General features: G+C 35.7%; 25 protein-coding genes. 16 read left to right on the top strand and 9 right to left on the bottom strand.

Translation table 11 applies throughout. The annotated features are described in order from the left end of the window. Positions 1-1,124, top strand: a 1,124-nt coding sequence (locus CY0110_RS22940; protein WP_008277971.1) for a peptide ABC transporter substrate-binding protein, incomplete at its 5' end; no start/stop codon positions are given. A gap of 26 nt (positions 1,125-1,150) precedes the next feature. Here the strand turns inward: CY0110_RS22940 and CY0110_RS22935 are convergent. Continuing rightward, the gene (locus CY0110_RS22935; protein WP_008277970.1) at positions 1,151-1,744 is read right to left on the bottom strand and encodes a nucleotidyltransferase family protein; all 594 of its coding nucleotides are present in this window, start codon (positions 1,742-1,744) and stop codon (positions 1,151-1,153) included. Between the two features lie 183 nt (positions 1,745-1,927). Here CY0110_RS22935 and CY0110_RS22930 point away from each other — a divergent pair, with 183 nt between their 5' ends. Next, on the top strand, positions 1,928-2,113 hold the full coding sequence (locus CY0110_RS22930) for a hypothetical protein (RefSeq protein ID WP_008277969.1): 186 nt from the start codon (positions 1,928-1,930) through the stop codon (positions 2,111-2,113). 33 nt (positions 2,114-2,146) lie between these two features. After that, complete coding sequence (locus tag CY0110_RS22925) at positions 2,147-4,030, top strand: sugar phosphorylase (protein WP_008277968.1); 1,884 nt, start codon at positions 2,147-2,149, stop codon at positions 4,028-4,030. Here the strand turns inward: CY0110_RS22925 and CY0110_RS22920 are convergent. The 3 genes from CY0110_RS22920 to cobW all read right to left on the bottom strand — a co-directional run bounded on the left by CY0110_RS22920 (position 4,027) and on the right by cobW (position 7,366). After that, on the bottom strand, positions 4,027-4,992 hold the full coding sequence (locus tag CY0110_RS22920) for an aldo/keto reductase (protein ID WP_008277967.1): 966 nt from the start codon (positions 4,990-4,992) through the stop codon (positions 4,027-4,029). The genes CY0110_RS22925 and CY0110_RS22920 overlap by 4 nt on opposite strands. 146 nt (positions 4,993-5,138) lie before the next feature. Then, positions 5,139-6,287 (bottom strand): XdhC family protein, encoded by a 1,149-nt coding sequence (locus CY0110_RS22915; RefSeq protein WP_008277966.1) that lies wholly within the window; start codon positions 6,285-6,287, stop codon positions 5,139-5,141. A 38-nt stretch (positions 6,288-6,325) separates the two neighbouring features. Next, positions 6,326-7,366, bottom strand: coding sequence for a cobalamin biosynthesis protein CobW (cobW, locus tag CY0110_RS22910; protein ID WP_008277965.1), 1,041 nt, complete (start codon positions 7,364-7,366; stop codon positions 6,326-6,328). A 205-nt stretch (positions 7,367-7,571) separates the two neighbouring features. Between cobW and CY0110_RS22905 the strand changes: the two genes are divergently transcribed. Genes CY0110_RS22905 through CY0110_RS22890 form a run of 4 tightly spaced genes read left to right on the top strand, consistent with a single transcriptional unit; the run spans position 7,572 to position 11,931 of the window. Beyond that, a complete protein-coding gene (locus tag CY0110_RS22905; RefSeq protein ID WP_008277964.1) occupies positions 7,572-8,921 on the top strand; it encodes a nicotinate phosphoribosyltransferase in 1,350 nt (449 codons plus the stop codon). Positions 8,922-8,938: 17 nt separating this feature from the next. Further along, positions 8,939-9,505 carry a nicotinate-nucleotide adenylyltransferase gene (locus tag CY0110_RS22900; RefSeq protein WP_008277963.1) on the top strand — a complete coding sequence of 189 codons (567 nt, stop codon included), beginning with the start codon at positions 8,939-8,941 and terminating at the stop codon, positions 9,503-9,505. After that, a complete protein-coding gene (locus CY0110_RS22895) occupies positions 9,502-10,221 on the top strand; it encodes an NUDIX hydrolase (protein WP_008277962.1) in 720 nt (239 codons plus the stop codon). The genes CY0110_RS22900 and CY0110_RS22895 overlap by 4 nt, the downstream gene beginning before the upstream one ends. Positions 10,222-10,242: 21 nt before the next feature. After that, the gene (locus tag CY0110_RS22890) at positions 10,243-11,931 is read left to right on the top strand and encodes an NAD+ synthase (RefSeq protein ID WP_008277961.1); all 1,689 of its coding nucleotides are present in this window, start codon (positions 10,243-10,245) and stop codon (positions 11,929-11,931) included. Between the two features lie 68 nt (positions 11,932-11,999). Here CY0110_RS22890 and CY0110_RS22885 read toward each other — a convergent pair whose 3' ends face one another. After that, entirely contained in the window at positions 12,000-12,383 is a 384-nt protein-coding gene (locus tag CY0110_RS22885) for a hypothetical protein (protein ID WP_008277960.1), read from the bottom strand. Positions 12,384-12,482: 99 nt separating this feature from the next. Between CY0110_RS22885 and CY0110_RS22880 the strand changes: the two genes are divergently transcribed. After that, a complete protein-coding gene (locus tag CY0110_RS22880) occupies positions 12,483-13,460 on the top strand; it encodes an SDR family NAD(P)-dependent oxidoreductase (RefSeq protein ID WP_008277959.1) in 978 nt (325 codons plus the stop codon). A 55-nt stretch (positions 13,461-13,515) separates the two neighbouring features. On the opposite strand, the gene CY0110_RS22875 is transcribed toward CY0110_RS22880, so the two are convergent. Beyond that, positions 13,516-14,682 carry an HhoA/HhoB/HtrA family serine endopeptidase gene (locus CY0110_RS22875; protein WP_008277958.1) on the bottom strand — a complete coding sequence of 389 codons (1,167 nt, stop codon included), beginning with the start codon at positions 14,680-14,682 and terminating at the stop codon, positions 13,516-13,518. 319 nt (positions 14,683-15,001) lie between these two features. On the opposite strand from CY0110_RS22875, the gene CY0110_RS29465 reads away from it, so the two are divergent. The 3 genes from CY0110_RS29465 to CY0110_RS22860 are packed head-to-tail and all read left to right on the top strand — an operon-like array spanning position 15,002 to position 19,977. Continuing rightward, a complete protein-coding gene (locus CY0110_RS29465) occupies positions 15,002-18,856 on the top strand; it encodes an NACHT domain-containing protein (RefSeq protein ID WP_008277957.1) in 3,855 nt (1,284 codons plus the stop codon). A gap of 19 nt (positions 18,857-18,875) precedes the next feature. After that, a complete protein-coding gene (locus CY0110_RS22865) occupies positions 18,876-19,415 on the top strand; it encodes a hypothetical protein (RefSeq protein ID WP_008277956.1) in 540 nt (179 codons plus the stop codon). Positions 19,416-19,467: 52 nt separating this feature from the next. After that, complete coding sequence (locus CY0110_RS22860; protein WP_008277955.1) at positions 19,468-19,977, top strand: hypothetical protein; 510 nt, start codon at positions 19,468-19,470, stop codon at positions 19,975-19,977. A 17-nt stretch (positions 19,978-19,994) separates the two neighbouring features. On the opposite strand, the gene CY0110_RS22855 is transcribed toward CY0110_RS22860, so the two are convergent. After that, positions 19,995-20,540, bottom strand: a complete 546-nt coding sequence (locus tag CY0110_RS22855; protein ID WP_008277954.1) for a pyridoxamine 5'-phosphate oxidase family protein — start codon at positions 20,538-20,540, stop codon at positions 19,995-19,997. A gap of 96 nt (positions 20,541-20,636) precedes the next feature. On the opposite strand from CY0110_RS22855, the gene CY0110_RS22850 reads away from it, so the two are divergent. From CY0110_RS22850 to CY0110_RS22840, 3 genes are all read left to right on the top strand, one after another. Next, entirely contained in the window at positions 20,637-21,410 is a 774-nt protein-coding gene (locus CY0110_RS22850; RefSeq protein WP_008277953.1) for an ABC transporter ATP-binding protein, read from the top strand. 127 nt (positions 21,411-21,537) lie between these two features. Then, positions 21,538-23,256 carry an ABC1 kinase family protein gene (locus CY0110_RS22845; RefSeq protein WP_008277952.1) on the top strand — a complete coding sequence of 573 codons (1,719 nt, stop codon included), beginning with the start codon at positions 21,538-21,540 and terminating at the stop codon, positions 23,254-23,256. A 27-nt stretch (positions 23,257-23,283) separates the two neighbouring features. After that, the gene (locus CY0110_RS22840; protein ID WP_008277951.1) at positions 23,284-23,646 is read left to right on the top strand and encodes a hypothetical protein; all 363 of its coding nucleotides are present in this window, start codon (positions 23,284-23,286) and stop codon (positions 23,644-23,646) included. A 64-nt stretch (positions 23,647-23,710) separates the two neighbouring features. Here CY0110_RS22840 and CY0110_RS22835 read toward each other — a convergent pair whose 3' ends face one another. Continuing rightward, positions 23,711-24,052: a histidine triad nucleotide-binding protein gene (locus CY0110_RS22835; RefSeq protein ID WP_008277950.1), complete on the bottom strand. Its 342-nt coding sequence runs from the start codon at positions 24,050-24,052 to the stop codon at positions 23,711-23,713. A gap of 64 nt (positions 24,053-24,116) precedes the next feature. Next, positions 24,117-24,545 carry a GFA family protein gene (locus tag CY0110_RS22830; RefSeq protein WP_008277949.1) on the bottom strand — a complete coding sequence of 143 codons (429 nt, stop codon included), beginning with the start codon at positions 24,543-24,545 and terminating at the stop codon, positions 24,117-24,119. Positions 24,546-24,656: 111 nt separating this feature from the next. Here CY0110_RS22830 and CY0110_RS30530 point away from each other — a divergent pair, with 111 nt between their 5' ends. Further along, positions 24,657-24,809: a hypothetical protein gene (locus CY0110_RS30530; protein ID WP_008277948.1), complete on the top strand. Its 153-nt coding sequence runs from the start codon at positions 24,657-24,659 to the stop codon at positions 24,807-24,809. 106 nt (positions 24,810-24,915) lie between these two features. Beyond that, positions 24,916-25,969: AAA family ATPase (locus tag CY0110_RS22825; protein WP_008277947.1), on the top strand; the 1,054-nt coding region annotated here is incomplete at its 3' end.

The raw sequence follows: 25,969 nt of genomic DNA, 5'->3' as shown, positions 1-25,969 counted from the left end.
GCTATTTATTACCCATCGGAACCGGACCTTATAAAGTCGTTGAATTTAAACCTGGAGATGTGGTTATTTATGAACAAAATCAACACTTTAGAAATGTTGATCAATTAGGCTTTGAACGCATTGAATTAAAAGGAGGAGGAGACGCAACTTCCGCAGCTAGAGCCGTCTTACAAACAGGAGACGCAGATTATGCTTTTAACCTACAAGTAGAGGCTCCTATTCTACAACAATTAGAAACAGGAGGACAAGGAAAACTTGTTTCTATTTTAGGGACATTAAGTGAACGTATATTATTGAATTTTTCTGATCCTAATAAAGAAACAGCAGAAGGAGAACGAGCAAATATTAATAATCCCCATCCTTTTTTGAGTGATAAAATGGTTAGAGAAGCCTTTAGTTTAGCCATTGATCGTAATACCATCAGTCAGCAATTATATGGTATTACAGGTCAACCGGCTGCTAATATTTTGCTCTTACCTGAAGAATATAACTCTCCCAATACTTCCTATTCGTTTAACTTAGAAAAAGCACAACAATTATTAGATGAAGCTGGATGGAAAGACACCAATAATAATGGTACAAGGGATAAAAATGGGGTAGAAATGCAAGTGGTGTTTCAAACATCGGTAAATCCTCTAAGGCAAAAAACCCAAGAGATCGTTAAACAAGGATTAGAATCTATTGGGGTAGGAGTAGAATTAAAGAGTATTGATGCTAGTATTTTCTTTTCTGGTGATCCGGCTAATAATGATACTGTTGAGCATTTTTATGCTGATTTACAGATGTTTACTACAGGAAATTATAGCCCAGATCCAACTAATTATATGGAAGGTTATAAATGTGATGAAATTCCCCAAAAAGCTAATAATTGGGTAGGGAATAATTACACCCGTTATTGTAATCCTGAATATGACAAAGTATGGCAAGCTGTAACCACAGAATTAGATCCAAAAAAAAGACAAGAACTTTTTATTAAAATGAATGATATTGTTGTTAATGATGTGGTGATTATTCCCTTAGTTCATCGCGCCGATGTTACTGCTATTAGTAACCGTTTACAAGGATTTGAGTTAACCCCTTGGGATCGCAATACTTGGAATATTAAAGATTGGAAATTTGAGTAATTTGAGTTTAATATTAAGCTCCTAACTCAAGTTAACTGTTGATAATCTTCTGGGGTATCAATATCAATAATACCTTGAGGGAAAGGAATAAAAAAGACATCTTTTTTGTGTTGTTTGATTAATTTCTTGGCTCCTCCTTTACCCTTTAAACTAACTAATTCTAAAAAAAATTCAGAATCAAATAGAACGGGAACCCCAAAAGTTTCTGCATAGGTGCAAACAATAATCGGTTTTTCAGTCGTCTGATAAGAAAAGACAAGATTATTGATTATTTCTGTTGTGAGAAAAGGTTGATCACAAACACAAATGACAGCAGCTTTTATGGTTTTGGGATAATTCAAAAGAGACTTAATTCCCAGACTAATAGACGAACCCATCCCGAAAGACCAATTTTTGTTTTTAATGACCGAAACACAAGATTGATCAATATTACAGCTTATTTTATCCTCATTGGCTCCTAAAACGACGATAATGGGTTTACAAACTGATGCGATCGCTATTTCGATAGTATTATTCAGTAAAGTCGATCCTTGATAGGGTAACAGTTGTTTCGGGAAACCCATTCGACTCGAAGATCCGGCTGCTAAAATAATCACAGCAATATTCACTTTTTGATTCATTATTGTTTGGTGAGAGATGATCAAGCAAAAGTTTCGTTAAAAATTATTTTATTTAAGTCAGATTTTAAACGATAATTAATAACCTTGAGTCATAATAAAAGCATAAAGGATAAAATTACAAGTTCTGAGTTATCTCCAAATCATTTTAAGCTGTCAGCTTTCTTTATGAGAGAGGATTATGCTATGAATAATTTCGACATTAAATGTTATCAAGAAACCTATAAAAGTCCTCAATATTGGCAAGGTACGAAATTTGCAAATGAATCGCTACGCCGTCAAAGTTGGGGTGAATGTCGTCAATTAACTGATCATTTTTACGATGAATTAGTTTACCGTGGTTATTTAATCTTAAGAAAGGACTCAGATTAAATTGTCAATCCAAGCTTCACAAGCAAGAATTTTATGACTTCATTACCAAACAAAAAAATACCCTATTATTCCCAACCCGACTATACTCAACCTTTATTAAAAATTACGCCAGATATTCGAGAAAAATTATTATCTCGTTTATCTTTGCTTTATGGAGAAGATGAGGCAAAAAATTGTATTGAAGAGTTAGAAAGACTATTAAAAGTTCACTATGCTTATAAACCACCAGCAATGATTGAAGCTGACAAAGAATTTAAACTAAGTGATGGTTTTAGTCACAAAGATATTATTTTAATTACCTATGCAGATTTATTAATTAGTAAACCTCTGACACCGTTAGAAACGTTACAAGAATTTCTCAAAGAATATGTAAAACTCTATGATGTTTTTAGTATCTTACATATTTTACCTTTTTTCCCTTATTCATCGGATCGCGGTTTTTCAATTACTGACTATAGAAGCGTTGATCCAAAATTAGGAGCTTGGAAAGATATTCAAGCCATAGGAAAATCATTTCGCCTCATGTTTGATGGTGTATTTAATCATGTTTCTTCCCAAAGTCATCTATTTCAAGAGGTGTTAAATGGTAATCCTGACTATAAAAATTTTGCAACCATTTATCATTCACCTGATGAATTAACACCTAAACAAAGACAAATCTTAGTTCGTCCACGAACCTCCGATATTCTTTCAGAATATCAATCAATAGACGGTAAAATTTGGGTTTGGACAACCTTCTCGCCAGATCAAATTGATCTCAATTATCGTAACCCGAAAGTATTGCTTTTTATCATTGATACTTTCCTCCTTTATGTCAGACGAGGTGCTTCTTTAATTCGCTTAGATGCAGTTACTTATTTATGGGATGAACCAGGGACGAATAGCGTTCATTTAGAACAAACTCACGAAGTTATTAAACTATTAAGAGATATTTTAGATATTGTTGATCCTAAAGTTGTTCTAGTAACCGAAACCAACGCACCCCATAAAGAAAATATATCTTACTTTGGCAATGGTTCTGATGAAGCACAAATTATCTATAATTTCGCTTTACCTCCTTTAGTGCTTTATACCTTTTATAAAGAAGATAGTACAGCCATTTCTCGATGGGCTAAATCTTTAGAATATCCTACCAAAATGACCAATTTTTTAAATATGTTGGATACGCACGATGGTATTGGTTTAATGGGAGTTAAAAACATTCTCACCTCTTCACAAATCAATTTTATTATTGAAACAGCCAGAGAACATGGGGCTTTAATTTCCTATAAAACTGGAGAAGCAGGAAAACAAGAACCCTACGAAATTAATTCTACTTGGTTTAGTGCCATTAACTTTGATAATGGGGCAGAATCTATCGAATTACAAGTTAAACGGTTTATTGCATCTCGTAGTCTAGCGTTAGCCTTAAGAGGTATTCCAGCCATTTATTTTCATGGTTTAATAGGAACTCGTAACGATTTAGAAACTGTGATCAAAACGAAATCGAAGCGAGACATTAATCGAAAAACTTTGCTCGAAGAAGACTTAAAAACAAATTTACTTAAAAAAGATTCAAAACTTTCCAAAATTGTCGAACAACTGGGACATTTATTAGAAATTCGTAGTAGACAAGTCGCCTTTCATCCGAATGGTGAACAAAAAATTCTAGAAATTTCTCAAAAAGTGTTTTCAATTTTTCGGATTTCACCCGATCAAAACGAGCATATTCTAGCGATTACTAATATTAGTAATCAAGTAGAAACCATCAATATTGATCTTTATGATCTCGGTCTAAAACAAACTCAATGGTACGATTTAGTCAATAGACGGGGATTAACCACAAAAGAACAACAACTCTGTATTAACTTACTTCCCTATGATGTTGTATGGTTAATTCCCCTGGTAGAGTTAGAAAGTATGATCGAAAGCAATTAAACTGGTTCATCATTGGGACAATGACCTGCTTGATCAAGTTTCTCCATTTGTTCAGGAGACAAGTGAACATCAAGGGCCCCTAAATTTTCCCTCATATGTTCAGGGGTTCCGGCAGAAAAAACAGGAATTAAAGGAGGTTGACGGTGCAACATCCAGGCTAAAACCACTTGATTCGGGGTACTTCCTAGCTCTTGAGACACTTCTCGTAACGCTTTAAGTCGTTCATCGGTGTCTTGACCAAGATAAGGCGAAGGAATGGCGCGATCGCTGCGAACATAAGCTCCACGAAGTAGGGGAGTATAAGCTAACATGGTTTTCCCCCGTGCATCACAGTAGCTCATTAAATGTTCATCGATGAGACATTGAGGACCAAAATCTCCACCAGATCGGGGTCGTAAGTAACTAAACCTTTGCTCAACGCAACCATATCCGGCCCATCCATGACGTTGACAGATAGCATCTGCATCAGCTAAACGCCAGGGTAGATAATTACTGGCACCATAAAAGCGAATTTTGCCATCTTGAACCAGCTTTTCAAAAGCCTTTAACGTTTCCTCTAGGGGAGTATGAGGATCATCATGATGAGCGTAATATAAATCAATGTGATCCACCCCTAAACGTCTGAGACTACTTTCACATTCAGAAATGATCGTTGAAGCAGCTAAACCGTCGGGAACATTTTGATACCCGAAACCAACTTTAGTGGCTAGGAAAATATCTTGACGATTTCCTCTTTCTCGTAGCCAACGTCCGATAGTAATTTCACTTTCTCCCCCTTTACCTTGCTCGCACCATTGATCGTAAGCGTTGGCCGTATCGATAAAATTACCCCCTGCTTCGATGTACATATCCATGACTTTTGCCGATTCTTCGTAAGTCTTTCTAGTACCAAAGCGCAAGGTTCCTAGACATAAACAACTGACTTCTACTCCTGTGTGACTAAGTTGAACTTTTTTCATCATTATTCTCTCCTGAAGTTAAGTATTTTCAGGGAATTCCTTTATTTCTATTATAAAAAAAAATTAAATAATCCTAGTTGAATTACTAAAGTTTGTAAAGTTAGCTACGTTGATTAAATCGGCAATTTAAGAGCTAAAAATAATCTACTTTAAAGGATGATCTCTCTGACTTGATGACGGAAATGAATAGAATGACGACGTTGCTTTAAAAACCCGCCTTGACGCTTGGTTAAGACTGCTTGAATTTCTGTAATAATCGATAAAGCGATCGCTTCTGGTGTTTCTGCACCAATATCTAAACCCATAGGTGCGTATAATTTGTTTAATATCTCTGGAGAATAATTTAATCCTTGATTTTGTAGGTCTTGTAATAATTTTTCTTGGCGTTGTTTTGATCCTAAACAGCCTAAATATTTTATATTAGAAGGAATAAGTAATTTAAGAATTTCTAAGTCATCCAGATAATTATGAGTCATAACAATAGCTACTGTATCGTTATCAATGGATATTTGTTGATGTAAAATGTCTCGACGAGTCAATATAATTTCATCCGCTACGATAAACCTCTTTTTTGTTTCTTGATTAGCACGACAATCAATAATAGTAATTTTCCAACCTAAAATTTTAGCTAAATCTACTACTGGAATAACGTCACGACCTGCACCAAAAATCATCAAATTTGGAGGAGGTTTAATAAACTCTAGAAAAACATCAATTTTACCTTGTGAAAGTTGATAAGAATAGAAACTAGACTGTTGATTTTGTAAACAAGTTTGAGCGGTTTTCAATAATGCTCTTTTTAATTTCTTATTTTCAAGATTAGTATTAACTTGATCATCTAATGTAATAGTTAAACGTTCCCCAACTTTACTATTAATATTTCCTTCTACATTAATAACTGTAGCAATTATCCCAGTTTTTTTTGTTTTGAAACAATAATCAATTAATTTTAAAGGGTTTAGAAAATTCTCTTGATTTAACCTTTCAATTAATACGGTAACCACACCATTACAACCGAGTCCAAACCCCCAGATAATCTCTTCATCTGCTGTGGTGTCATAAGTAACAAGAAAAAAGTTATTTTCTTGCATAGAAACGCGAGTATGTTCTAAGATATCTTTTTCTAGACAACCTCCACTAATACTACCGATCATTTCTCTTGATGCTGTTATTAACATCCGCGCACCGGGTTGACGATAAGTTGAACCTTGTACTTTAACAACAGTCGCTAAAAATGTTTCTTGTTTCTCATATTGATGTCGTTCCCATGCTGCTAAAATAGATTTAATTTCTTTCATTTTGAAGATTTATTATCTTGAACGACTCCTCTCTTTTCTTATCTCGAACTATTAATTGATTCTTTAATACTTTCTTGATTTAATGCTCTTCCAATGAAAACTAAACGGGTTTGTTTGGTTTCATCTTCATGCCAGAAGCGATCATAAAAAGAATCGAAGCGATCGCCCACTCCTTGTAACACTAATCGCATGGGTTTATTAGGAACATGGACAAAGCCTTTAATGCGATAAATCTCGTTATCCTGCACTAATTTTGTTAAGGTTTTGACTAACATTTTGGGTTCATAAGCTTGTTCAAGGGTAATTTGTACGGAGTTAATATCATCATCATGATCATGTTCTTCTTCATGATCGTGATGAGAGGGACGGGTTTCCAAATTGTCTTCTACGGCTGCATTAAATCCCAGTAAAATATCAGGATTAATTTCACCTTGATGACAAGTAACAATTTTAACACCGGAGCGTAATTCTTGGGATAACCAGGTTTTAATTTTTTTTAATTCTGTCTCTTCAACTAAGTCGGTTTTAGTTAGTAAGACTAAGTCTGCACAAGCTAATTGATCCTCAAATAATTCTTCAATAGGAGTTTCGTGTTCAAGGTTAGGATCGGCTTGTCTTTGTGCCTCTAATGCGTCTAAATCTCCTACTAAAGTGCCGGAAGCTAAGGCTTGACAATCAACGACTGTTACCACACCATCAACGGTAGCACTGTTACGAATGTCTGGCCAACGAAAGGCTTGCACTAAAGGTTTTGGTAGGGCTAAACCAGAAGTTTCTATTAACATACAATCTAGGGAGTCTCGTCGTTCTAGAAGTTGCTGCATGGTGGGATAAAATTCTTCTTGAACGGTGCAACAAAGACAACCATTATTTAGTTCTATAATATTGTCATTAGGATTATTATCGTCTTCACAAATTTGGCAATCTTTTAGTAATTCTCCGTCAATGCCAACTTCTCCAAATTCATTGACTAATACAGCAATACGTCGATTTTCATTAGTTTGTAAAAGATGACGAACTAATGTGGTTTTTCCTGCGCCTAAAAAGCCTGTAATCACAGTAACGGGTATTTTGTGCATTTAATAGTTTTCTTGAGCATCTATGTTCCTGTTGAATCATAGCAAGGAAATTGTAATAACTGTATTAAAATAATTTCCCCTACTCCTCTTCCTCGCGTGTTCCCTTGCAACTCCAACAAGTAACTTTTTGAACGGAGGGGCAAAATAGATGACAGTTTTGGTAAAAGTTACTATAATTAAAAAAATGAAGAAACACCTATGATATATGTTAACTCTCAATCCTAGTTTAACTCCATCACCTCAAGACAGTAGTTTGCTGACAGACTTGTATCAGTTGACCATGTCTGCTTGTTACGCAGGGGAAGGAATCGCCGAAAAAAGAGCCAGTTTTGAACTATTTGTGCGAAGTTTACCCGATAATTTTGGTTATCTAATCGCGATGGGACTTACCCAGGGATTAAACTACCTAGAAAACTTGCGTTTTAGCTCTGAACAGATAGATTATCTGAAAAATACAGGAATTTTTGACCATGTAAGCCCCCAATTTTGGTCATTGTTAGAAAACCAAGGCTTTGCAGGGGATGTGTGGGCAGTTCCCGAAGGAACCCCTATCTTTGCCAATGAACCTTTCTTACGAGTTGAGGCCCCATTATGGCAGGCACAAATCGTTGAAACCTACTTGTTAAACACCATTAACTATCAAACTTTAATCGCCACCAGAGCAGCAAGAATGCGCGATATGGCAGGGGAAAACCCTATTTTGTTAGAATTCGGCACAAGGCGTGCTTTTAGTCCTCAAGGGGCAATGTGGGCAGCGAGGGCAGCCTTAGCAGCAGGGTTTGATGCCACCTCTAATGTGTTGGCAGCCAAAGAATTGAATCAGCAACCCCGTGGAACCATGGCCCACGCGTTAGTGATGGCCTTTACCGCTTTATCAGGGAGTGAAGATGAAGCATTTACGGCCTTTAATCGTTACTTTCCATCCGCAACTTTGTTAATCGATACTTACGATACCTTAGCAGCAGCCGAACGGTTAGCCAAAAAAATAGAAGCAGGGGAAGCGGAGGTTAAAGGGGTTCGTTTGGACTCTGGAGATTTAGGGGACTTGTCCAAAAAAGTGCGATCGCTACTTCCCCATGTGAAAATTGTTGCCAGTGGGGACATTGATGAATGGGAGTTGCAACGGTTGCGAAAAGAAAACGCTAGTATTGATGGTTATGGTGTGGGAACCCGTTTAGTGACGGGAAAACCAGTTAATGGAGTCTATAAATTAGTAGAAATTGATAACATTCCTACCATGAAAGAATCTAGCCACAAAATGACTTATCCAGGGCGAAAACAGATATTTCGTCGCTATGATAACGGAATTATAAAAAGCGATCGCTTAGCCTTAGCAAATGAAGCTATCGAATCAGGAGAAACCGCCTTATTAAAGTTAGTAATGAAAGAAGGTAAAACGATCAAAGAAAATGAATCGTTAGAAACCATTGCTCAACGGGTTCAAACTTCAGTGAAAAGTTTACCTGAAGAGACTCATAATATAACTAAACCAACGGCAGTTAAAGTGAATGTTTCTCAACCGTTAGAACAGTTACGTCAATCTTTAATTCATTAATTTTAGGACAAAATACTATGACAAAAATTGCTCTATTTGGAACCAGTGCTGATCCACCGACAGCGGGACATCAATCTATTATTCGTTGGTTATCAACTCATTTTGATTGGGTGGGAATTTGGGCTTCTGATAATCCTTATAAAGATCATCAAACCTCTTTAGATCATCGTATCGCCATGTTGAAATTATTAATTGACAATATTGATCCCCCTCGTCATAACATTTATCTTTCTAAAAATTTAAGTCATCGTCGCAGTTTAATTAGTGTGGCAAAAGCTAAGAAAATTTGGGGAGAAAATGCAGAGTATTATTTAGTCATTGGTTCCGATTTAGTCAAACAAATTCGCCAATGGTATCACATTGATGAATTATTAGCAGAGGTCTCGATCTTAATTATTCCTCGTCCTGGTTATACTATTAACAAATCTGACTTACACGCTTTAGAAGAAATAGGAGGAAAGTATGAAATTGCTGACCTGAATGCTCCTCAAGTTTCTTCTACCGCTTACCGCAAACATGGTAATGAAAATGTATTAATTCAGCCTGTTCAAGATTACATTCACCAAGAAAAATTATACGCATGAATCCTAATAACAATCAATTAATTTTAGAAGACTTTAAAGTAGGAGTTGATAATGTAATTTTTTCTATTGATTCTCAAAAAAATCGACTCTTGGTTTTATTGGTTAAACGAACAGAAGATCCTTATATTAACCAATGGGGTTTACCAGGAACTTTAGTAAGAAAGGGTGAATCTTTAGAAGCAGCAGCTTATCGCATTTTATCAGAAAAAATAGAGGCTAATAATTTATATTTAGAACAATTATATACCTTCGGGGGACCTAATCGAGATCCCAGAGAATCCCCTGATAGTTATGGCGTTCGTTATTTATCGGTGAGTTATTTTGCTTTAGTACGTTTTGAAGAAGCAAAATTAATTACTAACCATCATCAAACTACTTGGTATATGATAGAAAAAACTCCTTCACTGGCTTTTGATCATAATGTTATTTTAGATTATGGTTATCAACGATTAAAAAGCAAATTAGAATACAGTCCAGTTGCTTTTGATGTATTACCAGAACTGTTTACTTTAAATGATTTATATCAGTTTTATACTACCGTTTTGGGAGAAAATTTTGCTGATTATTCTAATTTTAGAACCCGTTTACTTAAATTGGGATTTCTAATAGATACTGAGAAAAAAGTATCTAGAGGCGCAGGAAGACCAGCAACGTTATATCGCTTTGATTCTGAAGCATTTGCTCCCTTGAAAGATAAACCTTTTGTTTTTATTTAATTCTCAAGACTTTTTACGATTATGAAAATTGCGATCGCCCAACTCAATCCTATTATTGGTGATATCGAAAACAACGCACAAAATATTTATAAAGCAGCCCAAATAGCCGTAGAAAAAAATGCACAACTATTATTAACTCCGGAACTATCTTTATGTGGCTATCCTCCCAAAGATTTACTTTTAAATGCCAGTTTTGTTAAAAATACATGGACACAGTTACAAGAATTAGCTAACAAGTTACCAAATAATTTAGCTGTTTTAGTAGGAACAGTAACCGAAAATCCTCATGCTTATCGTGAGGGAGAAAAACCATTATTTAATAGTATCATTTTAATTGAAAATCAAGCCATCAAACAAATTTTTAATAAACGACTGTTACCGACTTATGATGTCTTTGATGAAGATAGATATTTTGAACCAGGAAAAGAAAGTAATTTTTTTCAATTGTCTTCTCGTATTTCTAGTATTAAATCTATTAAAATTGGGGTTACAGTGTGTGAAGATTTATGGAATGATGAAGAATTTTGGGGCAAACGAAACTATCAAACCAACCCTATTCAAGATTTAGTTAACAATGGAGTTAATTTAGTGGTCAATTTATCGGCTTCTCCTTATAGTATTGGAAAGCAAAAAATAAGAGAAGCGATGCTAAAACATACTGCAAAACGTCACAATATTCCTATTATCTACACTAATCAAGTAGGAGGAAATGACGATTTAATTTTTGATGGAAATAGTTTTGCTGTGAATAGAAAAGGTGAAATTGCTTTACGGGCAAAAGGGTTTCAAACAGCTATAGAAATTATTGAATATGAAGAAAATAGTCAAGATTTAAAAGTAAGTTATATTGCTGATTCTATAGAAACAAAAGAAGAAGAAATTTGGTTAGCTTTGGTACTGGGATTAAAAGATTACGCTCATAAATGTGGCTTTTCTAAAGCTGTTTTAGGATTAAGTGGGGGTATTGATTCATCTTTAGTTGCTGCCATTGCTGTTGAAGCATTAGGTAAGGAAAATGTGCTAGGCATATTAATGCCTTCTCCCTATAGTTCAACTCATTCTATTCGTGATGCAGAAGCCTTAGTTAATAACTTAGAAATTAATAGTAATACTTTAGCCATAGGAGATGTAATGAAAGCCTATGATTCACTGTTAGAACCCTTATTTCAAGGGACAGAATTTGGTGTTGCCGAAGAAAATTTACAATCAAGAATCCGTGGTAACTTATTAATGGCTGTGGCTAATAAATTCGGACATTTACTATTATCAACCGGCAATAAATCAGAAATGGCAGTTGGTTACTGTACTTTATATGGAGATATGAACGGGGGCTTAGCCGTTATTTCGGATGTGCCTAAAACCCGCGTTTTTAGCCTTTGTAAGTGGTTAAATCGACATCAAGAGGTTATCCCCCATAATGTTATAATCAAACCCCCTAGTGCCGAATTAAAACCCGATCAAGTGGATGAAGACTCGTTACCCTCTTATGACATTTTAGACGCTATTTTAGATAGATTAATTCATCGTCATCAATCCATCAAAGAAATCGAAGCAGACGGCTTTGATCATGATATAATTTGCAAGGTGGTAAAATTGGTTACTCGTGCCGAATTTAAACGAAAACAAGCTCCCCCAGGGTTAAAAGTAAGCGATCGCGCATTTGGTACTGGTTGGAGAATGCCCATTGCGAGTCGTTGGCAATTGGATTAATCGGTTAATAGGAATCTGTAGGGGTCAACGGATGTTGATCCCCACAATTATAATTATTAGAGAAAAGCTTAATGGAGTGTATAGAATAGCCAAGGGAAAACAGCAATACAAATAGGGACAAAAATCCACACTCGTCCTGCTAATAAATTATAATCTTGTAATAGTTTTGTCCAAGACTGTTGCGCGAAATAATGACCAAAAGAAAACTCAAATATCATCGTTAACACTAACCAGAGACATCCTATGATAAGGGCTTGAAAAGAGGATGTTAAAGGAAATAAAGAAGTTAACCCCCAAATATAAGCAGCAAATACAATAACTGCGGTTAATGTAGAAATTTGATGGGCTTGTAATTCTGTTACAAACTTACTATAAGTTGTTTCCCTAACAGTAGCGTTAACAATAGCAATGACTATCATGGGAAACCAAGCCAATAAGTAGAGTAGAATCATGGTTAATACCTCAGATACTCTACTTTTATTTTATCGTTTTCTTTATAAAAGTTTTAAAATGGATAATATTTATTGATACAAAATATAAGGATTATCAAAATGACAGATTTAAAGGGAAAAGTTGCCTTAGTGACAGGCGCAACCAGAGGGATTGGTAAGGGGATTGCCATCGGTTTAGGAGAAGCCGGGGCAACAGTTTATATTACGGGACGAACTCTTAGTAATGACGAAAGCGAGAACGTTTCGGGAACTTTATTAGACACCCAAAAAGCAGTCAATGACGCAGGAGGAAACTGTATTCCGGTTCAAGTCGATCATAGCGATGATGAACAAGTGAGATTATTATTTGAACGTATTAAAACCGAACAAAATGGACAACTTGATCTCTTAGTTAATAATGTTTTTTCAGGAGTTAAAGCCATTAGCAATGCTTATGGTGATCCCTTCTGGAAACATGACCCTAGTTTGTGGGATTCTATTAATAATGTTGGGCTTCGTAGTCATTATGTTGCTAGTATTTTTGCAGCCCGTTTGATGAGTCAGCGTCAACAAGGACTGATTTGTACCATTTCTTCTTGGGGAGGTTTATCTTATATTTTTGGGGCTGCTTATGGAGTGGGAAAAGCAGCGTGCGATCGCTTGGCTGCAGACATGGCAGTGGAATTAAAACCGAATAATATTACCTCCCTTTCTGTATGGCCAGGAATTGTAGGAACCGAACAAATGTTTGAGTTTTCTAAACAGATAAATATTAAAGATAACAATAAGTCAGATAATGCTACATTTGATGGTTATTATAACTGGGAAACTCCCTTATTTACAGGGAGAGTGATTGCTGCGTTAGCTGCCCAAGAAAATACCATGAAACTAACAGGAAAAGTTCATATTATTGCTGAATTAGCACAACGGTATAATATTGTCGATGAAAAGGATAACCGTCCCGTTTCTGTCCGTTCTCTTCGCTTTATTTTACCCTCTGCGGTTCCTGCTTTAAAACAGTATTCCTCTCTCATTCCAGATATAAAAATTCCTGGGTGGGTTTTAAAAATAACGATGTTGCAATCTCCTAAAATCTAAAAATTATAGGGGTCAACGGTTGCTGACCCCTAGACAATGAAAATAAGGTAAAAGCCTAAGATACTCCTTGCATTTGTTCTGTTTTAACGGTTAACTCCAATAAGCGATCGCCTCGATACAATTTGACTTTTAGGGTGGAATTGATGCCTACTGTTTCGACAATTTTTTGTAAATCGGTTCCATCCTTTACTGTTTGACCGTTAACACCCACGATCACATCTCCACGGCGTATTCTTGCTCTTTCGGCTGGACTATTGGCGACGACTTGCACCACCAAAATGCCCTCTACTTCAGCAACCATCATCGGAGAATTGGGGTTACGGTTATTCTCCCTAGCGATTTCGGGGGTAATATTAATCATTTGTACCCCAATATAAGGATGAGGAACCTTTTGCCCTGAGGCGAGGATTTTTTCCAGGGTTTTAGCTTTATTGATAGGGATAGCGAAACCAATACCCATTGCATCGGCCCGAATAGCAGTATTAATGCCAATCACTTCCCCTTTACTGTTTAATAAAGGACCGCCAGAGTTACCAGGGTTAATGGCCGCATCGGTTTGAATAAAATCGAGGCGTTTATCGGGAATACCAGCTTTCGCTGCTGAACGACCAATGGTACTAATAATCCCCAATGTCACCGTGTTATCTAAGCCTACAGGGTTACCTACTGCGATCGCCCAATCTCCTACTTTTAGATTAGTAGAGTCTCCTAAAGGGGCAACGGGTAAGGTTTGTCCTTGGGGACTAATAGCCACGACGGCTAAATCGGTTATTTCGTCGGTTCCTTTAACTTGTCCGTTAAACGTCCGTCCATCTTTGAGAGTAACAGTAACTTTATCAGCACTGTTGACCACGTGGGCATTGGTCAAAATAATACCAGTGTTATCAATAATAAACCCAGAACCCTGGCCGGTAATTCGTTGTTGTTGGGGTGGACGAAATTGTTGGCCAAAAAAGTCTTGGAAAAAAGGATCATCAAAAAACGGATCAATTTGTCGACTGACTACCGTTTCTGTATCAATACGAACTACCGCCGGTCCGGTTCTGGTCACGGCTTCAGCCACAAAACTATCAGGGGTTATATTGATTGGGGTTTGGGCTAGTTCCCCGATAGGTTCAGCTTGGGATGATTGGACAGGAAAACTACTAAAACAAAGAATCACACTGAGAACAAGTGTGATGGTATAATTTGTGAGTAAACGTAGGAATTTTGTCAACTTCATCGTTTTCATTAACGTTTAAAAGATGAGAATTAGGAAGGATTGTTAGGGGTAAAAGTTGGAAAAAAAGAAATTAGTATACACTAAATATAACATTTTTTACCCAAGTTCAAGATTGAGTAACATTGAGGATAAAATTCCCACTCCCTTAAAAATAGTTTGCTTTGTCTAGTTGAGCTTGAAGTAAAAGAATTAGATAAATAATTATATTTTTTCAGGGTAAACCCATCTAAATTAAAAAGAAGTATTAGTTAGCTATTTATTGACCTAATTTCTTATTTGTTTCTTTGGCAAATAAATTAGTTATTTTTATGAAGATGTTATGAAAAATTTTAGTTACTTAAAACAGAAAAAACTGGTTTTACTTTTTATTATAGCACTAATTAGTTCTATTTTTTTAGGGTCAATTAATCCGATCTTAACTCAAAATACGAATACTCAACCCAGTTTAAGTCCTCAAGAATTAGTGATTAAAGAAATCAAAGATATTGCTGAAAATCATGTTGAGAATGATGTTGAAAAGAAGACAAATTTAGTGGTTGAAGAGTATGCTTCTAATTCGGTTGGATTAACTAAACTTGAAATTGCAGAAATTTATGAAACAGAACATAATAAGCTAACTAAAGAAAAGCAAAACCAAAATCCTTTCAGTAAATTACCTCAAGGATGGTTGGGGTGGTTAGCTGCCTTAATGTTACTTATTTTAACTCTTTTTCAAGATTGGATTAAGAAAAATAATCCAGTAGGAAAAATTTTAGCTTGGTTTTATAAAAAATTTGCGGGTACACCGTTCTTGAGAAGTTTAGCAGTTAAAAAATATCAAAAAGCTTTAATTGAAAAATATGAAAAATTAGCTATTTCTTTTCGTCAGAATCGCCCTTTAGAAATGCGAGATGTTTATGTTCCGTTAAGAGTTAAGGAAAGTAAAGAGCAATCTAATGAGTCTTTAATTGAAGCAGAAAAAGCGTTAAAAGATTATTCTAAATTAATGGTAACAGGAAGTCCAGGATCAGGAAAGTCTGTTTTATTAAAGTATTTAACGTTATCTTATGCAGAACAAGGATTAAGTCGCCGATTTTCTACTCCTTTTATTCCTGTTTTACTAGAATTAAATACACTTAGTTTATCTGATTTAACGGTTAAAGCTTTAGAAAATCAATTAGTTAATCTTTTTTCTAAAAATGATTTTCCTAATGCTAATAATTTTGTTCATCAAAGTTTGAAAGCAGGTTATTTATTATTACTATTTGACGGCTTAGATGAAGTAATTGATAGTAGTCGAGGGGAAGTTGTTAAGGGAATAAAAGATTTTTTAGATACTTACGAGAAATGTCCATTTATTATTACTTGCCGAACAGCCGTTTATAAAAACGAATTTTATGATATAGTAAACAAAACTTTAGAAATTAGTGATTTTAATGACCAGCAAATTCGGCGTTTTTTGAGATCATGGAAAACAGAAATGCCAGTGGGAAAATCTGTCGAGGAATTACTAAAGACTCTAGATGATAGACCTCAAATTAAAACTTTAGCTAAAAATCCTTTACTATTAACTATTATTGCTTATCTTTACACAGATACTAAGATGAGTTTACCTTACTCACGGGCAGAATTTTATAGAAAAACCATAGATATTTTATCTGAAGCAAGAGATGAAGCAAAAGGGGTAAAAAATAGTTATACGGGGGAGAAGAAAAAACGAGTGCTTCAACAGTTAGCTTTATATGTTCAAACGAGAACAAGGAGAAATAATTTACCTCAAACATCTCAACCTTTTCAAGAAAATCGCCGTATTCTTTCTGATATAGAGATTAGAGAAGAAGTCAAAAAAATTCTACCTGATTTAAACTTGGCTTCTGATGATGTTGATAAGATTATTGATGAAATTATTAAACGTAGTGGTTTATTATTACGTCTTGATGGAGGTCAAAGGTATCAATTTGCTCATCAGACATTACAGGAGTATTTTGTAGCTGCAGCACTTAGTGATCAGTCAAATAAGTTAGTTAGTTATTGGGAAAATGCACCAGATGACTGGGGAGAAATCGTGAAATTATGGTGCGGGTTAGCTAATAATAGTACGAATTTAATTAGAAGTATTTCTGTCCGAGATCCGTTGATGGCGTTTGAATGTTTAGGGGATACAAATTTTGTGGAAAAAGAATTAGCTGAACAGATTGTTAATTCTTTTAAAGATAAGTTTGGACATGAGAATAATGACCGAACGCTAAGTGCGTTTGGTTTTGTGGCGGCGAGTTCTAGTGAAAGAGGGAAAGGGGTATTTCAATTCTTAAGAGAAACTTTAATGAATGCTGATTCTAGTAATTTAAGGAAGGGAAAAGCAGCAGCAATAGCTTTAGCTCAAACTAATAAATCCGAAGCAGCAGAAATATTGGGTGAATATTACGCTATCAGCTATGTTAATCGATCAGAAATACAATCAACGGTTCGGAAGTCTTTAGCCAAACTGGGAAATTTAGCTATTCCTACCTTAACCAAGTTAGACCCAAAAAATTTATATATTTACCGCTTAACAAAACAACGCTTAGAAGACCTCAAGAAACAAATATTGGAAGATATAAAAAATATTGGCACACCAGAAGCAGCGATAGCTTTGGTTCCATTTTTATGGGAAATTAATTTAAGGGATTTAACAGCGTGGTATTTAGGTTCTTTACTACAATTTCCAGAGGTTGAAGATGCTTTTAGAGAAGAAGATTTTTCTCAGGAACTTAAAAATTTCATCATAGAAAAACAGAGAGAAAAAGACTATTTACCTGGGATTTGGCATCCTTTTCAGTCTTCTGCTTCTTCTAATCTCTCTATTATTACAGGACGAATTGCTTATATATTAGTCAAACAGCTTGAGAATAATACTAATAGCGATTATATCGATCCTTTTACCCCGACTAACATCGAACCTCCTCCAACTTTTCCTAATTTCTATATAAATCCTCGTACTCTTGATCTTACTCTCGATTACATTGAACGACCTGAAATTGATCCTCGCTTGATGATTCCTGTCTGTGCGTTTGCCGGGTTTCAAGGGGTTAGGTTACCAGAGAGTATAAGTGATAATGCCATAGCACTGTTAGAACAGTCGGTGTTGACGGAAGATATTGAACAGAAAATGAGCCAAGAAATCTGCGAAATCATTGAACGGGGGATGAATGAAGGTAATAATAATGAAAAATGGTCAAGATTTTTGTTTAATTTACCCCATCCGTTGCCATTGGATTTATTGCGTCGCTTGATTGAATCTCCCCGACGTTTAACTATTGATGATTGGCGCAATCTTTATGAGGAAATTGACTATCAATTTTTTAAGAGTGGACATTATTGGGGAATTTTAATGGTTGCTGTTTTGCTTTCCATCGGAGCTATAGCTCAAATCATAGCTTTATGGAATAAGATTTTGGGTAACACAAGTTTCTCTATTTCTTCAATGCTGATTTTGGCTTTCAGCATCATAATATTTCTGATTATTGTGACGTTTTTAATGGTTCTACGGATAGAGGTTCGTTCAACAAAAGAGACGCTTAATCCTCCTTTGTTAATTAGTTTAGGGTTTTTTGGTATTGTCACAGTTCCCAAAGAATTAACTCGATTTTGGAGCAAAGGACTGGTTTGGGAAGGAATAACGGTTTTATATTCCTCGTTAAGAGACTCTTACTTTCCAGTTGTCGCTTTCGCTTTCGCTTTCGCTGGAGCTGTCGCTGGAGCTGTCGCTTTCGCTGGAGCTGTCGCTGGAGCTGTCGCTGGAGCTGGAGCTTTCGCTGTCGCTGGAGCTGTCGCTGGAGCTGGAGCTTTCGCTGGAGCTATCGCTGTCGCTGGAGCTGTCGCTTTCGCTGGAGCTGTCGCTGGAGCTGTCGCTATCACTATCGTTGTCGCTGTCGCTGTCGCTTTTGGCTATGGTTTAGGAATATGGTACAGAGGAACGAGAGAAAGATTAGGGGTGATACGCTACTTATCAGTTTTAGCCTTTCCGTGGTTTTGTTGGTTTCCTCTGGTGTTTATATTGGTTTCCTGGGGTTTATGGGATACCCTTTCTATAGAGTTACCATTCATTTGCTTATTTTGGTTAATTATCTTAGGATTATGTGGTTATTGGTGGGTGAGAGGTCAAAGATTAGAAGCCAAAGCGCGTAATCCTTTTAAGGGAATTTTGAGAAATTAAATAAGTTTTTCTATTAATCATGTCTAATTCAAAGCCTAATAAGAAAGTTATCTATTACTTAAATAGGCGAACAAAAGAGGAACTCATTGAGTTAATTTTCAAGTTTGCTCCTCAGAGTTTTTTTGATAGCATTAATAGTCAATTTGCTAGTCAAAATCAGGCTAAAGTAATATTCCAAGACGTTTCAATAGAGATCGACAAATTACTGGCTGATGAAATTACCTTGTATGATCCTAATAAGTTTGAACGAGAATTATTAAAACACTTAGAAAAAATTAGAGGCTTATGGGATAAACTACCAGAAGAAATAGGAGAGAAGCTGATAAAAATAATGGAAGATGTTGAAGAATTATTTGAAGAGGGTTATTTGTACGTTGAAAACTATCACACAGAAGATGAATATTTTGAATCAGAAGAGGTTGATGAATATATCTATCGTTTTGCTAACAATCTTCCTGACGAAATGAAGTCCAATTATATAGCTAAACTAAAAGATATCCTTAGTAAATATAGCTTTTCTACCTTTGACACTTTGGAAAAGAAACTATCTCAAGATTAATTTCAATTCAAATTAGCAATAAGTATTATTTAGTATTAAAAGGATAATTTACATGGCAAAAGATAAAATATCACAGTTTGGTAGTTTACCTCCCCAATTCGGTTTTATGCTTAATCCTTATCCTGACCAAAGGATTTCTCGTTGTCCTTTCTGCGAGAAAAAAACGAGACAACGGAAAAAACCCCTATTAATTCATGTTGATCCAAAGACTTTGGTTGCTCTAAACTATACTTGTCGTTATTGTTTGGATTGCGATTTGTTGATTGGTCACAAGCACGAAATTGAACATTTACTAACAGAGTGGTTTCGCCAAGATGCTCCAGAAATTATTGGTAATAACTATCTAATTCTTGGTACAGTAGATAAGAAAAGATGGCGCAAGGGATTACAGAAGTCTCTTCCTATTGATAAAATACGTGAGAGTGTAAGTGATTTTAAATTTTATTATGAAGAACTACGATTGACTCAGCCTGGTTATTATTTACCTGACCAAGAACCACCAATAATGGAACCGCTAGCTTCACAAGAATGGATTAAAAACAAAAGAGTATTCTTTCCATAGTAAAAACCAAAAATATTTTATTCTTCCAATAGTTTCGTAGGCAGACCATCAATACTTTCTTGATTCTTTTGTTGCCAATAATGATAAATTCCTGTTTCTCCTTTTTTCTTAGCCCATTCAATTAAAGTGTCTCTGGTTTCTTGATATTCATAAATAGGAACCCCAAAACCACAAGAGGTTTGAGCAGAAGTTAGGGTTAAAATAATAATTTGTCTTTCTCCTTCATAAGTAGAAAAATTTTGATAAAGTTGATTCCATTGCTCATCTCTGGGACGCACAACTTTTCCTTGACCATATAACCGTAAAATTAAGGGTTTCTCAGAAAAGCTACAAAACATAATAGTCATGCGTCCATTTTCTTCTAAATGAGCGGAGGTTTCATTTCCACTTCCTGTTAAGTCTAAATAGCCTACCGTCTGCTGATCTAAACAGCGAAAGGTATCAATTCCTTTGGGAGATAAATTAATTCGACCTTCCCTTGGTGCGGTGGCAGTAAAAAATATCTTCTGTTCTTCAATAAATTTAATTAGTTCAGGGGTTAAACTAGCATAAAACTTAGCCATAATATCATTGAATTAAGATCATAATAACATCTCATTTAATTTTAAACTCTGATGTGAACTGTTATAATTAAATGATTTAAAAAATTTAGATTAATTATGACGGCTGAAAGTCTTTCTTTAACAAAACAATCATCTCAAGCTAGTCCTTCCCATGACTATCATCCGATTATTATTCGCCTAGAAGAAATTACAAAAACCTATGGCAGTGGCAATACAAAGGTAAAAGCTTTAGATAATATTAATTTAACCATCGAAAAAGGAGAATATTGCACCATTATGGGGGCATCTGGGTCAGGAAAATCAACCTTGATGAATATCCTAGGTTGTCTTGATCGCCCCTCTTCGGGACGATATTATTTAGATAATGTGGATGTGTCTGGATTGACTGATTCTCAATTAGCGACTGTTCGTAATGGAAAAATTGGCTTTGTTTTTCAACAATTCCATTTATTACCTCAAATGACGGCCTTAGAAAACGTCATTTTACCTATGATCTATGGAGAGGTATTCCCCACAGAACGACGAAATCGCGCTCTGGAAGCTTTAGAAAAAGTGGGTTTAGGTAATAGAGTCAATAATAAGCCCAATCAACTCTCAGGGGGACAGCAACAACGGGTGGCTATTGCTCGCTCTATTGTTAACCAGCCAGTTCTGCTGTTGGCCGATGAACCTACAGGCGCCCTCGACTCCCAAACCACAGAAGAAGTATTAAACATATTTGAAAGCCTCCATGAAGCAGGTATCACCGTGGTGGTGGTTACCCACGAGGCAGAGGTAGCTCGACATTCTCAGCGAGTTATTTGGTTTAAGGATGGTAAAGTAGTTCACTCCCAATTGGCACCCCAAGAGCTACATTCGGTCATTGATTAAGAAATATTGCGAAAAAAAGGAAAATCAAGGATAATAAAGAGTTAAGATATTTATACTTTTGTATATCAATTTTTAAGATCCTTATTTTTACCATTCATTTTGAATTCAGAGGCATTAGTAACAACTTGTGACTTGGCAAACCATAGAATCATATGAACCCAGTTCTAATATCCAACAGCAAAAACGCTATGATGCTGCTGCGATCGCCCGTTTTTACCGCCGACATCCTTGGGAAGTGATTCAACGAGCTATTACCATTATCTGGTCTTTTGGCTGGTTTTTAATCCATCTCCAATGGGATCAGTGGTTTAATCCCGATAAAGATAATAAACAGAAATGTGCAACGGAATTAAGACAAATTCTTACCCGTTTAGGACCGACGTTTATTAAAGTCGGCCAAGCCTTATCAACCCGTCCTGACTTGATCCGTCCCGACTTCCTTGATGAATTGATCAAGTTACAGGATCAACTCCCACCCTTCGATAACAAAATCGCGTTTTCCATTATAGAGAAATCTCTGGGAACCACCATCAATGAAGCCTATCGAGAGATTTCACCCAACCCCGTTGCAGCAGCTAGTTTAGGACAAGTTTACCGAGCGGTGTTGCATACCGGCGAAGAAGTTGCCGTTAAAGTACAACGGCCTAACCTCAGACCCATCTTAACCCGTGATCTCTTCTTAATGCGTTGGGCTGCTTGTCAGTTTGGTCGCTTTTTACCTCTTAACTTAGGTCATGATTTGACCCTGATTATCGATGAGTTTGGGGTGAAATTATTTGAAGAAATTGACTACGTTAACGAAGGAAGAAACGCCGAAAAATTTGCAGCCAACTTTAGAGACGATGATGACGTAAAAGTACCGGTTATTTATTGGTCTTATAGTAGCGATCGCGTCTTAACGTTAGAGTGGATACAGGGTTATAAATTAACCGATACCGATAAAATTAGAGCAGCCGGACTTGATCCCTATGCGATTGTTAAAATCGGGGTAACATCTGGATTAAGACAACTACTAGAACATGGATTTTTCCACGCTGATCCCCATCCAGGCAACCTCTTTGCCACCCTTGATGGACGCATGGCGTTTATTGATTTTGGCATGATGGATCAGTTAGAAGAAGAAACTAAAGAAACCATTGCTAGTTCAGTGGTGCAGTTAATCAATGAAGATTATAATGCGTTAGCAAGGGACTTTGTGCAGTTAGGTTTCTTAACCCCTGATACAGATATTCGTCCCATTATTCCTGCCTTAGAACGAGTTTTAGGCAATGCAATGGGGCAGAGTGTCGGGAACTTTAACTTTAAAACCATCACCGATGATTTTTCGGAATTGATGTACGAATATCCTTTCCGAGTTCCGGCAAAATTTGCGTTAATTATTCGCTCATTAATTACCCAAGAAGGGTTAGCCCTAAGTCTTGATCCTGACTTCAAAATTGTAGAAGTGGGATATCCTTATGTTGCCAGACGGTTATTAACCGGAGAGTCTCCCCAACTGAGAAGAAGACTGTTAGAAGTATTGTTTAAAGATGGTAAATTTCAATGGCAACGGTTAGAAAATATGATCCGTATTGCCCGTTCCGATGAACAATTTGATCTATTACCAACGGCACAATTAGGATTACAATATTTGTTGTCTGATGAAGGAAGATATTTGCGTCATCAATTATTGTTAGCGTTGACTGAAGATGATCGCTTACACACTGAAGAAGTTCAAAGAATTTGGGCTTTAATTAGTGACGATCTCCAACCTCAACAATTATTTGGTGTTGCTATCAAGGCATTTCAGCAATTTTCTACCGCAGGAGTTGCAGCCATTCTTCCCAACACAACCAATGTCAACTAACCTGTCATTATTAAATTCTTGCCTTTTATGTACTATTTTCCTCAGCCTCCTTATTTCCTAATTATTGCCGGCCTATTCATCGGTCTTACCTGTGGTTTAGCCTTTGAAGCTACCCTAAAATCTCAAGTTAAGGTCATGTTGAAAAAACCAGCCGATCAGATGTTAAAAGATTCAGGTTTACAGTTACCTTTTCTTGGTATTTGTGTTGGCATTTGTGTGTTTTTATCCGGAGGTTTAGAGATTTTTCTCTTTGATCGCTGGCTGTCCTATGCCATTTCTTTACCCATGACTATCTTTATCGGTGCTTTAGTTTGGATTCAACTAGAAAGCGTATTAAAACAGTTAAAAGAAGGGGGGTCAAAAGCCATTGATTTAGATGCGTTTTATTAAACGATTCACCAATTAATAACAAAATCAATGTGGGGGCTTAATCGTATTATTAAGCCCCTATTTTTTAACCCGGTGGCCAAGTTAGCGAACGACCTCCTAAAATATGTAAATGAAGATGATCGACGGTTTGGCCTCCATCATCTCCGTTATTAATAACGACACGATAACCGTTAGTTAACCCGGCTTCTTGAGCAACTTGTTTTACTTTCATTAAAAGATGTCCTAAGAGTCTGTGATCATCTTCTTGTGCTTCTTCTAGTTTAGCAATCGGTTTTTTAGGAATGACTAAAATATGAGTAGGCGCTTGAGGGTTAATATCAGTAAAAGCTAAGCATAAATCATCTTCGTAGACGATATTGGCCGGAATTTCTCGCTGAATAATTTTACTAAATATGGTATCAGTCATTGTTTAACTCAATCACTAACAGTTATGTTATTTTATCATTACTGGTTAAATTAATCGTTATTTTCTATTCTGATGAAGACGAAAACATAGAAAATAATTCTTCTCCTGTCATTTTCTTAGTTTCATTAGCAAAAGAGTAATAATTTGGCTTTTCTTCGATAAAAACCTCTAAATCGAAAACGATATTTTCAGCATTATCAAAAATTCCTACTGGTACATAGTAGTGATTATTTTCTTTCAATCTATAGAATAGATTACTACCACATTTTTTGCAAAAACCCCGTTCTGCCCATTGCGAAGATTGATATACCTGAATATTCTCTTCCCCTTCAAAACTAATACCATCGTCACATTCAACCCCTAACAAAGCTGCACCACCCCATTTACGACACATATTACAATGACAGGCTGCTAAATGATGATTAATACTAGGAGTTGAAAGATTGACCGCACCACATAAACAACTACCTTTGATCATACTAAGTTCAGACATTTTATTTTGTTTCCTTGTTAAGAGAATTTTTTTGATTGCTTTTATAATACATCATTTGAATCTAGAGACTATAATAGATAATTACATTGTTTTACTAGAGAGAGATTAAAGATGAATCAAGGTAAAATTGTCGCTATTATCACTGGGGCTATTTCTATCTTTCTAGCAATTGCTTATTTAGTTATTGTTCAATTATTAGACTTTCGAGGTGAAATGATACCTGCGCCAACTTTTGATATAATTTTCTATTGTTTTAAATTATAAATAATTGTAACAGTTTGCAGACATCCTCTAGAAGCTCTCAAACTTTTATCGTTACACTAAATAACAATATCTTTGCACCCATCACTTTTTTGCTTGATTTGTTAATATGATTCCTTTGCAACTTACCCTGAAAAACTTTTTAAGTTATAGAGAAACTGTCCTTGATTTTCGGGGATTACATACTGCTTGTATTTGTGGGGCAAATGGTGCCGGAAAATCATCCTTATTAGAAGCAATAACTTGGGCAATTTGGGGTAAAAGTCGAACAGCTTCAGATGAAGATATAATTCATACGACGGCTAACTATGTTAGGGTGGATTTTGAGTTTATTTCCTATGAACAAAGTTATCGAGTGATTCGCAGTCGTCAACGGGGTAAAAGTGCTACTCTAGATTTTCAAGTTAAGAGTAAAAATAAATTTATTTCTTTAAGCGCAAAACGGGTTAGAGATACTCAAGATATTATCGTCGCTACATTGAAATTAGATCACGAGACTTTTATTAATTCAGCCTATTTACGTCAAGGAAGGGCTGATGAATTTATGTTAAAAGGAGCTACTGATAGAAAACAAGTCTTAGCTGAATTATTAAAATTAAATCAATACCAACAATTATCCGAAAAGGCAAAAGTTTTAGCTAAAGAGCATGAAATAAAAGCAAAACAACTTAAAGTAAATTTAGATAGAATTACTCAACAAATAGAAGAAAAAAGAGATATTAATCAACAACAAGAAACTATTAATCGAGAAATTGAAAAATCACAAAAATTACAGCAGTTAGATAGAGATAAATTACAAATAATTAAACAAAAAGATAGTCATCGTCAAGCTTGGTTAGAACAATTTACATGGCATCAAAATAAACAGCAAAACTTAGATAAAGAAAGAAAACAATTAGACCAAGAAAAGTCTCAATTAGTTCGTAAAATTCATGAGTCAGAGAAATTAATTAATCAAGAACAAGAAATTATTGAAAAATATGAAGAATTACTACTACTACAAAAACAAGAAGAAACTTTATCTCATCAATTTCAGCTTTCTCAAGATATACAAGAGAAAAAACAAAAAATTGAACAAGAAATATTTAAGAAAAATAATCAGCTACAGTTGCAGATTCGTCAACAACAAACTCGCTTAGAACAGTTAGAAGAACAAGAAAAAG

It is taken from the genome of Crocosphaera chwakensis CCY0110, from assembly GCF_000169335.1.
Classification (GTDB): domain Bacteria; phylum Cyanobacteriota; class Cyanobacteriia; order Cyanobacteriales; family Microcystaceae; genus Crocosphaera; species Crocosphaera chwakensis.
The sequence above is the reverse complement of the archived record's forward strand: the minus strand, read 5'-3'. Positions and strand labels throughout refer to the sequence as shown.

Coding starts and splice junctions, on each gene's coding strand:
- CY0110_RS22900 (WP_008277963.1), top strand. CDS start 8,939: ATGACAAAAATTGCTCTATTTGGAACCAGTGCTGATCCACCGACAGCG.
- CY0110_RS22835 (WP_008277950.1), bottom strand. CDS start 24,052: ATGACTGATACCATATTTAGTAAAATTATTCAGCGAGAAATTCCGGCC.
- CY0110_RS22875 (WP_008277958.1), bottom strand. CDS start 14,682: ATGAAGTTGACAAAATTCCTACGTTTACTCACAAATTATACCATCACA.
- CY0110_RS22890 (WP_008277961.1), top strand. CDS start 10,243: ATGAAAATTGCGATCGCCCAACTCAATCCTATTATTGGTGATATCGAA.
- CY0110_RS30530 (WP_008277948.1), top strand. CDS start 24,657: ATGAATCAAGGTAAAATTGTCGCTATTATCACTGGGGCTATTTCTATC.
- CY0110_RS22880 (WP_008277959.1), top strand. CDS start 12,483: ATGACAGATTTAAAGGGAAAAGTTGCCTTAGTGACAGGCGCAACCAGA.
- CY0110_RS22925 (WP_008277968.1), top strand. CDS start 2,147: ATGACTTCATTACCAAACAAAAAAATACCCTATTATTCCCAACCCGAC.
- CY0110_RS22860 (WP_008277955.1), top strand. CDS start 19,468: ATGGCAAAAGATAAAATATCACAGTTTGGTAGTTTACCTCCCCAATTC.
- CY0110_RS22855 (WP_008277954.1), bottom strand. CDS start 20,540: ATGGCTAAGTTTTATGCTAGTTTAACCCCTGAACTAATTAAATTTATT.
- CY0110_RS22840 (WP_008277951.1), top strand. CDS start 23,284: ATGTACTATTTTCCTCAGCCTCCTTATTTCCTAATTATTGCCGGCCTA.
- CY0110_RS22905 (WP_008277964.1), top strand. CDS start 7,572: ATGTTAACTCTCAATCCTAGTTTAACTCCATCACCTCAAGACAGTAGT.
- CY0110_RS29465 (WP_008277957.1), top strand. CDS start 15,002: ATGAAAAATTTTAGTTACTTAAAACAGAAAAAACTGGTTTTACTTTTT.
- CY0110_RS22885 (WP_008277960.1), bottom strand. CDS start 12,383: ATGATTCTACTCTACTTATTGGCTTGGTTTCCCATGATAGTCATTGCT.
- CY0110_RS22830 (WP_008277949.1), bottom strand. CDS start 24,545: ATGTCTGAACTTAGTATGATCAAAGGTAGTTGTTTATGTGGTGCGGTC.
- CY0110_RS22915 (WP_008277966.1), bottom strand. CDS start 6,287: ATGAAAGAAATTAAATCTATTTTAGCAGCATGGGAACGACATCAATAT.
- CY0110_RS22850 (WP_008277953.1), top strand. CDS start 20,637: ATGACGGCTGAAAGTCTTTCTTTAACAAAACAATCATCTCAAGCTAGT.
- CY0110_RS22895 (WP_008277962.1), top strand. CDS start 9,502: ATGAATCCTAATAACAATCAATTAATTTTAGAAGACTTTAAAGTAGGA.
- CY0110_RS22865 (WP_008277956.1), top strand. CDS start 18,876: ATGTCTAATTCAAAGCCTAATAAGAAAGTTATCTATTACTTAAATAGG.
- CY0110_RS22930 (WP_008277969.1), top strand. CDS start 1,928: ATGAATAATTTCGACATTAAATGTTATCAAGAAACCTATAAAAGTCCT.
- CY0110_RS22920 (WP_008277967.1), bottom strand. CDS start 4,992: ATGATGAAAAAAGTTCAACTTAGTCACACAGGAGTAGAAGTCAGTTGT.
- cobW (WP_008277965.1), bottom strand. CDS start 7,366: ATGCACAAAATACCCGTTACTGTGATTACAGGCTTTTTAGGCGCAGGA.
- CY0110_RS22935 (WP_008277970.1), bottom strand. CDS start 1,744: ATGAATCAAAAAGTGAATATTGCTGTGATTATTTTAGCAGCCGGATCT.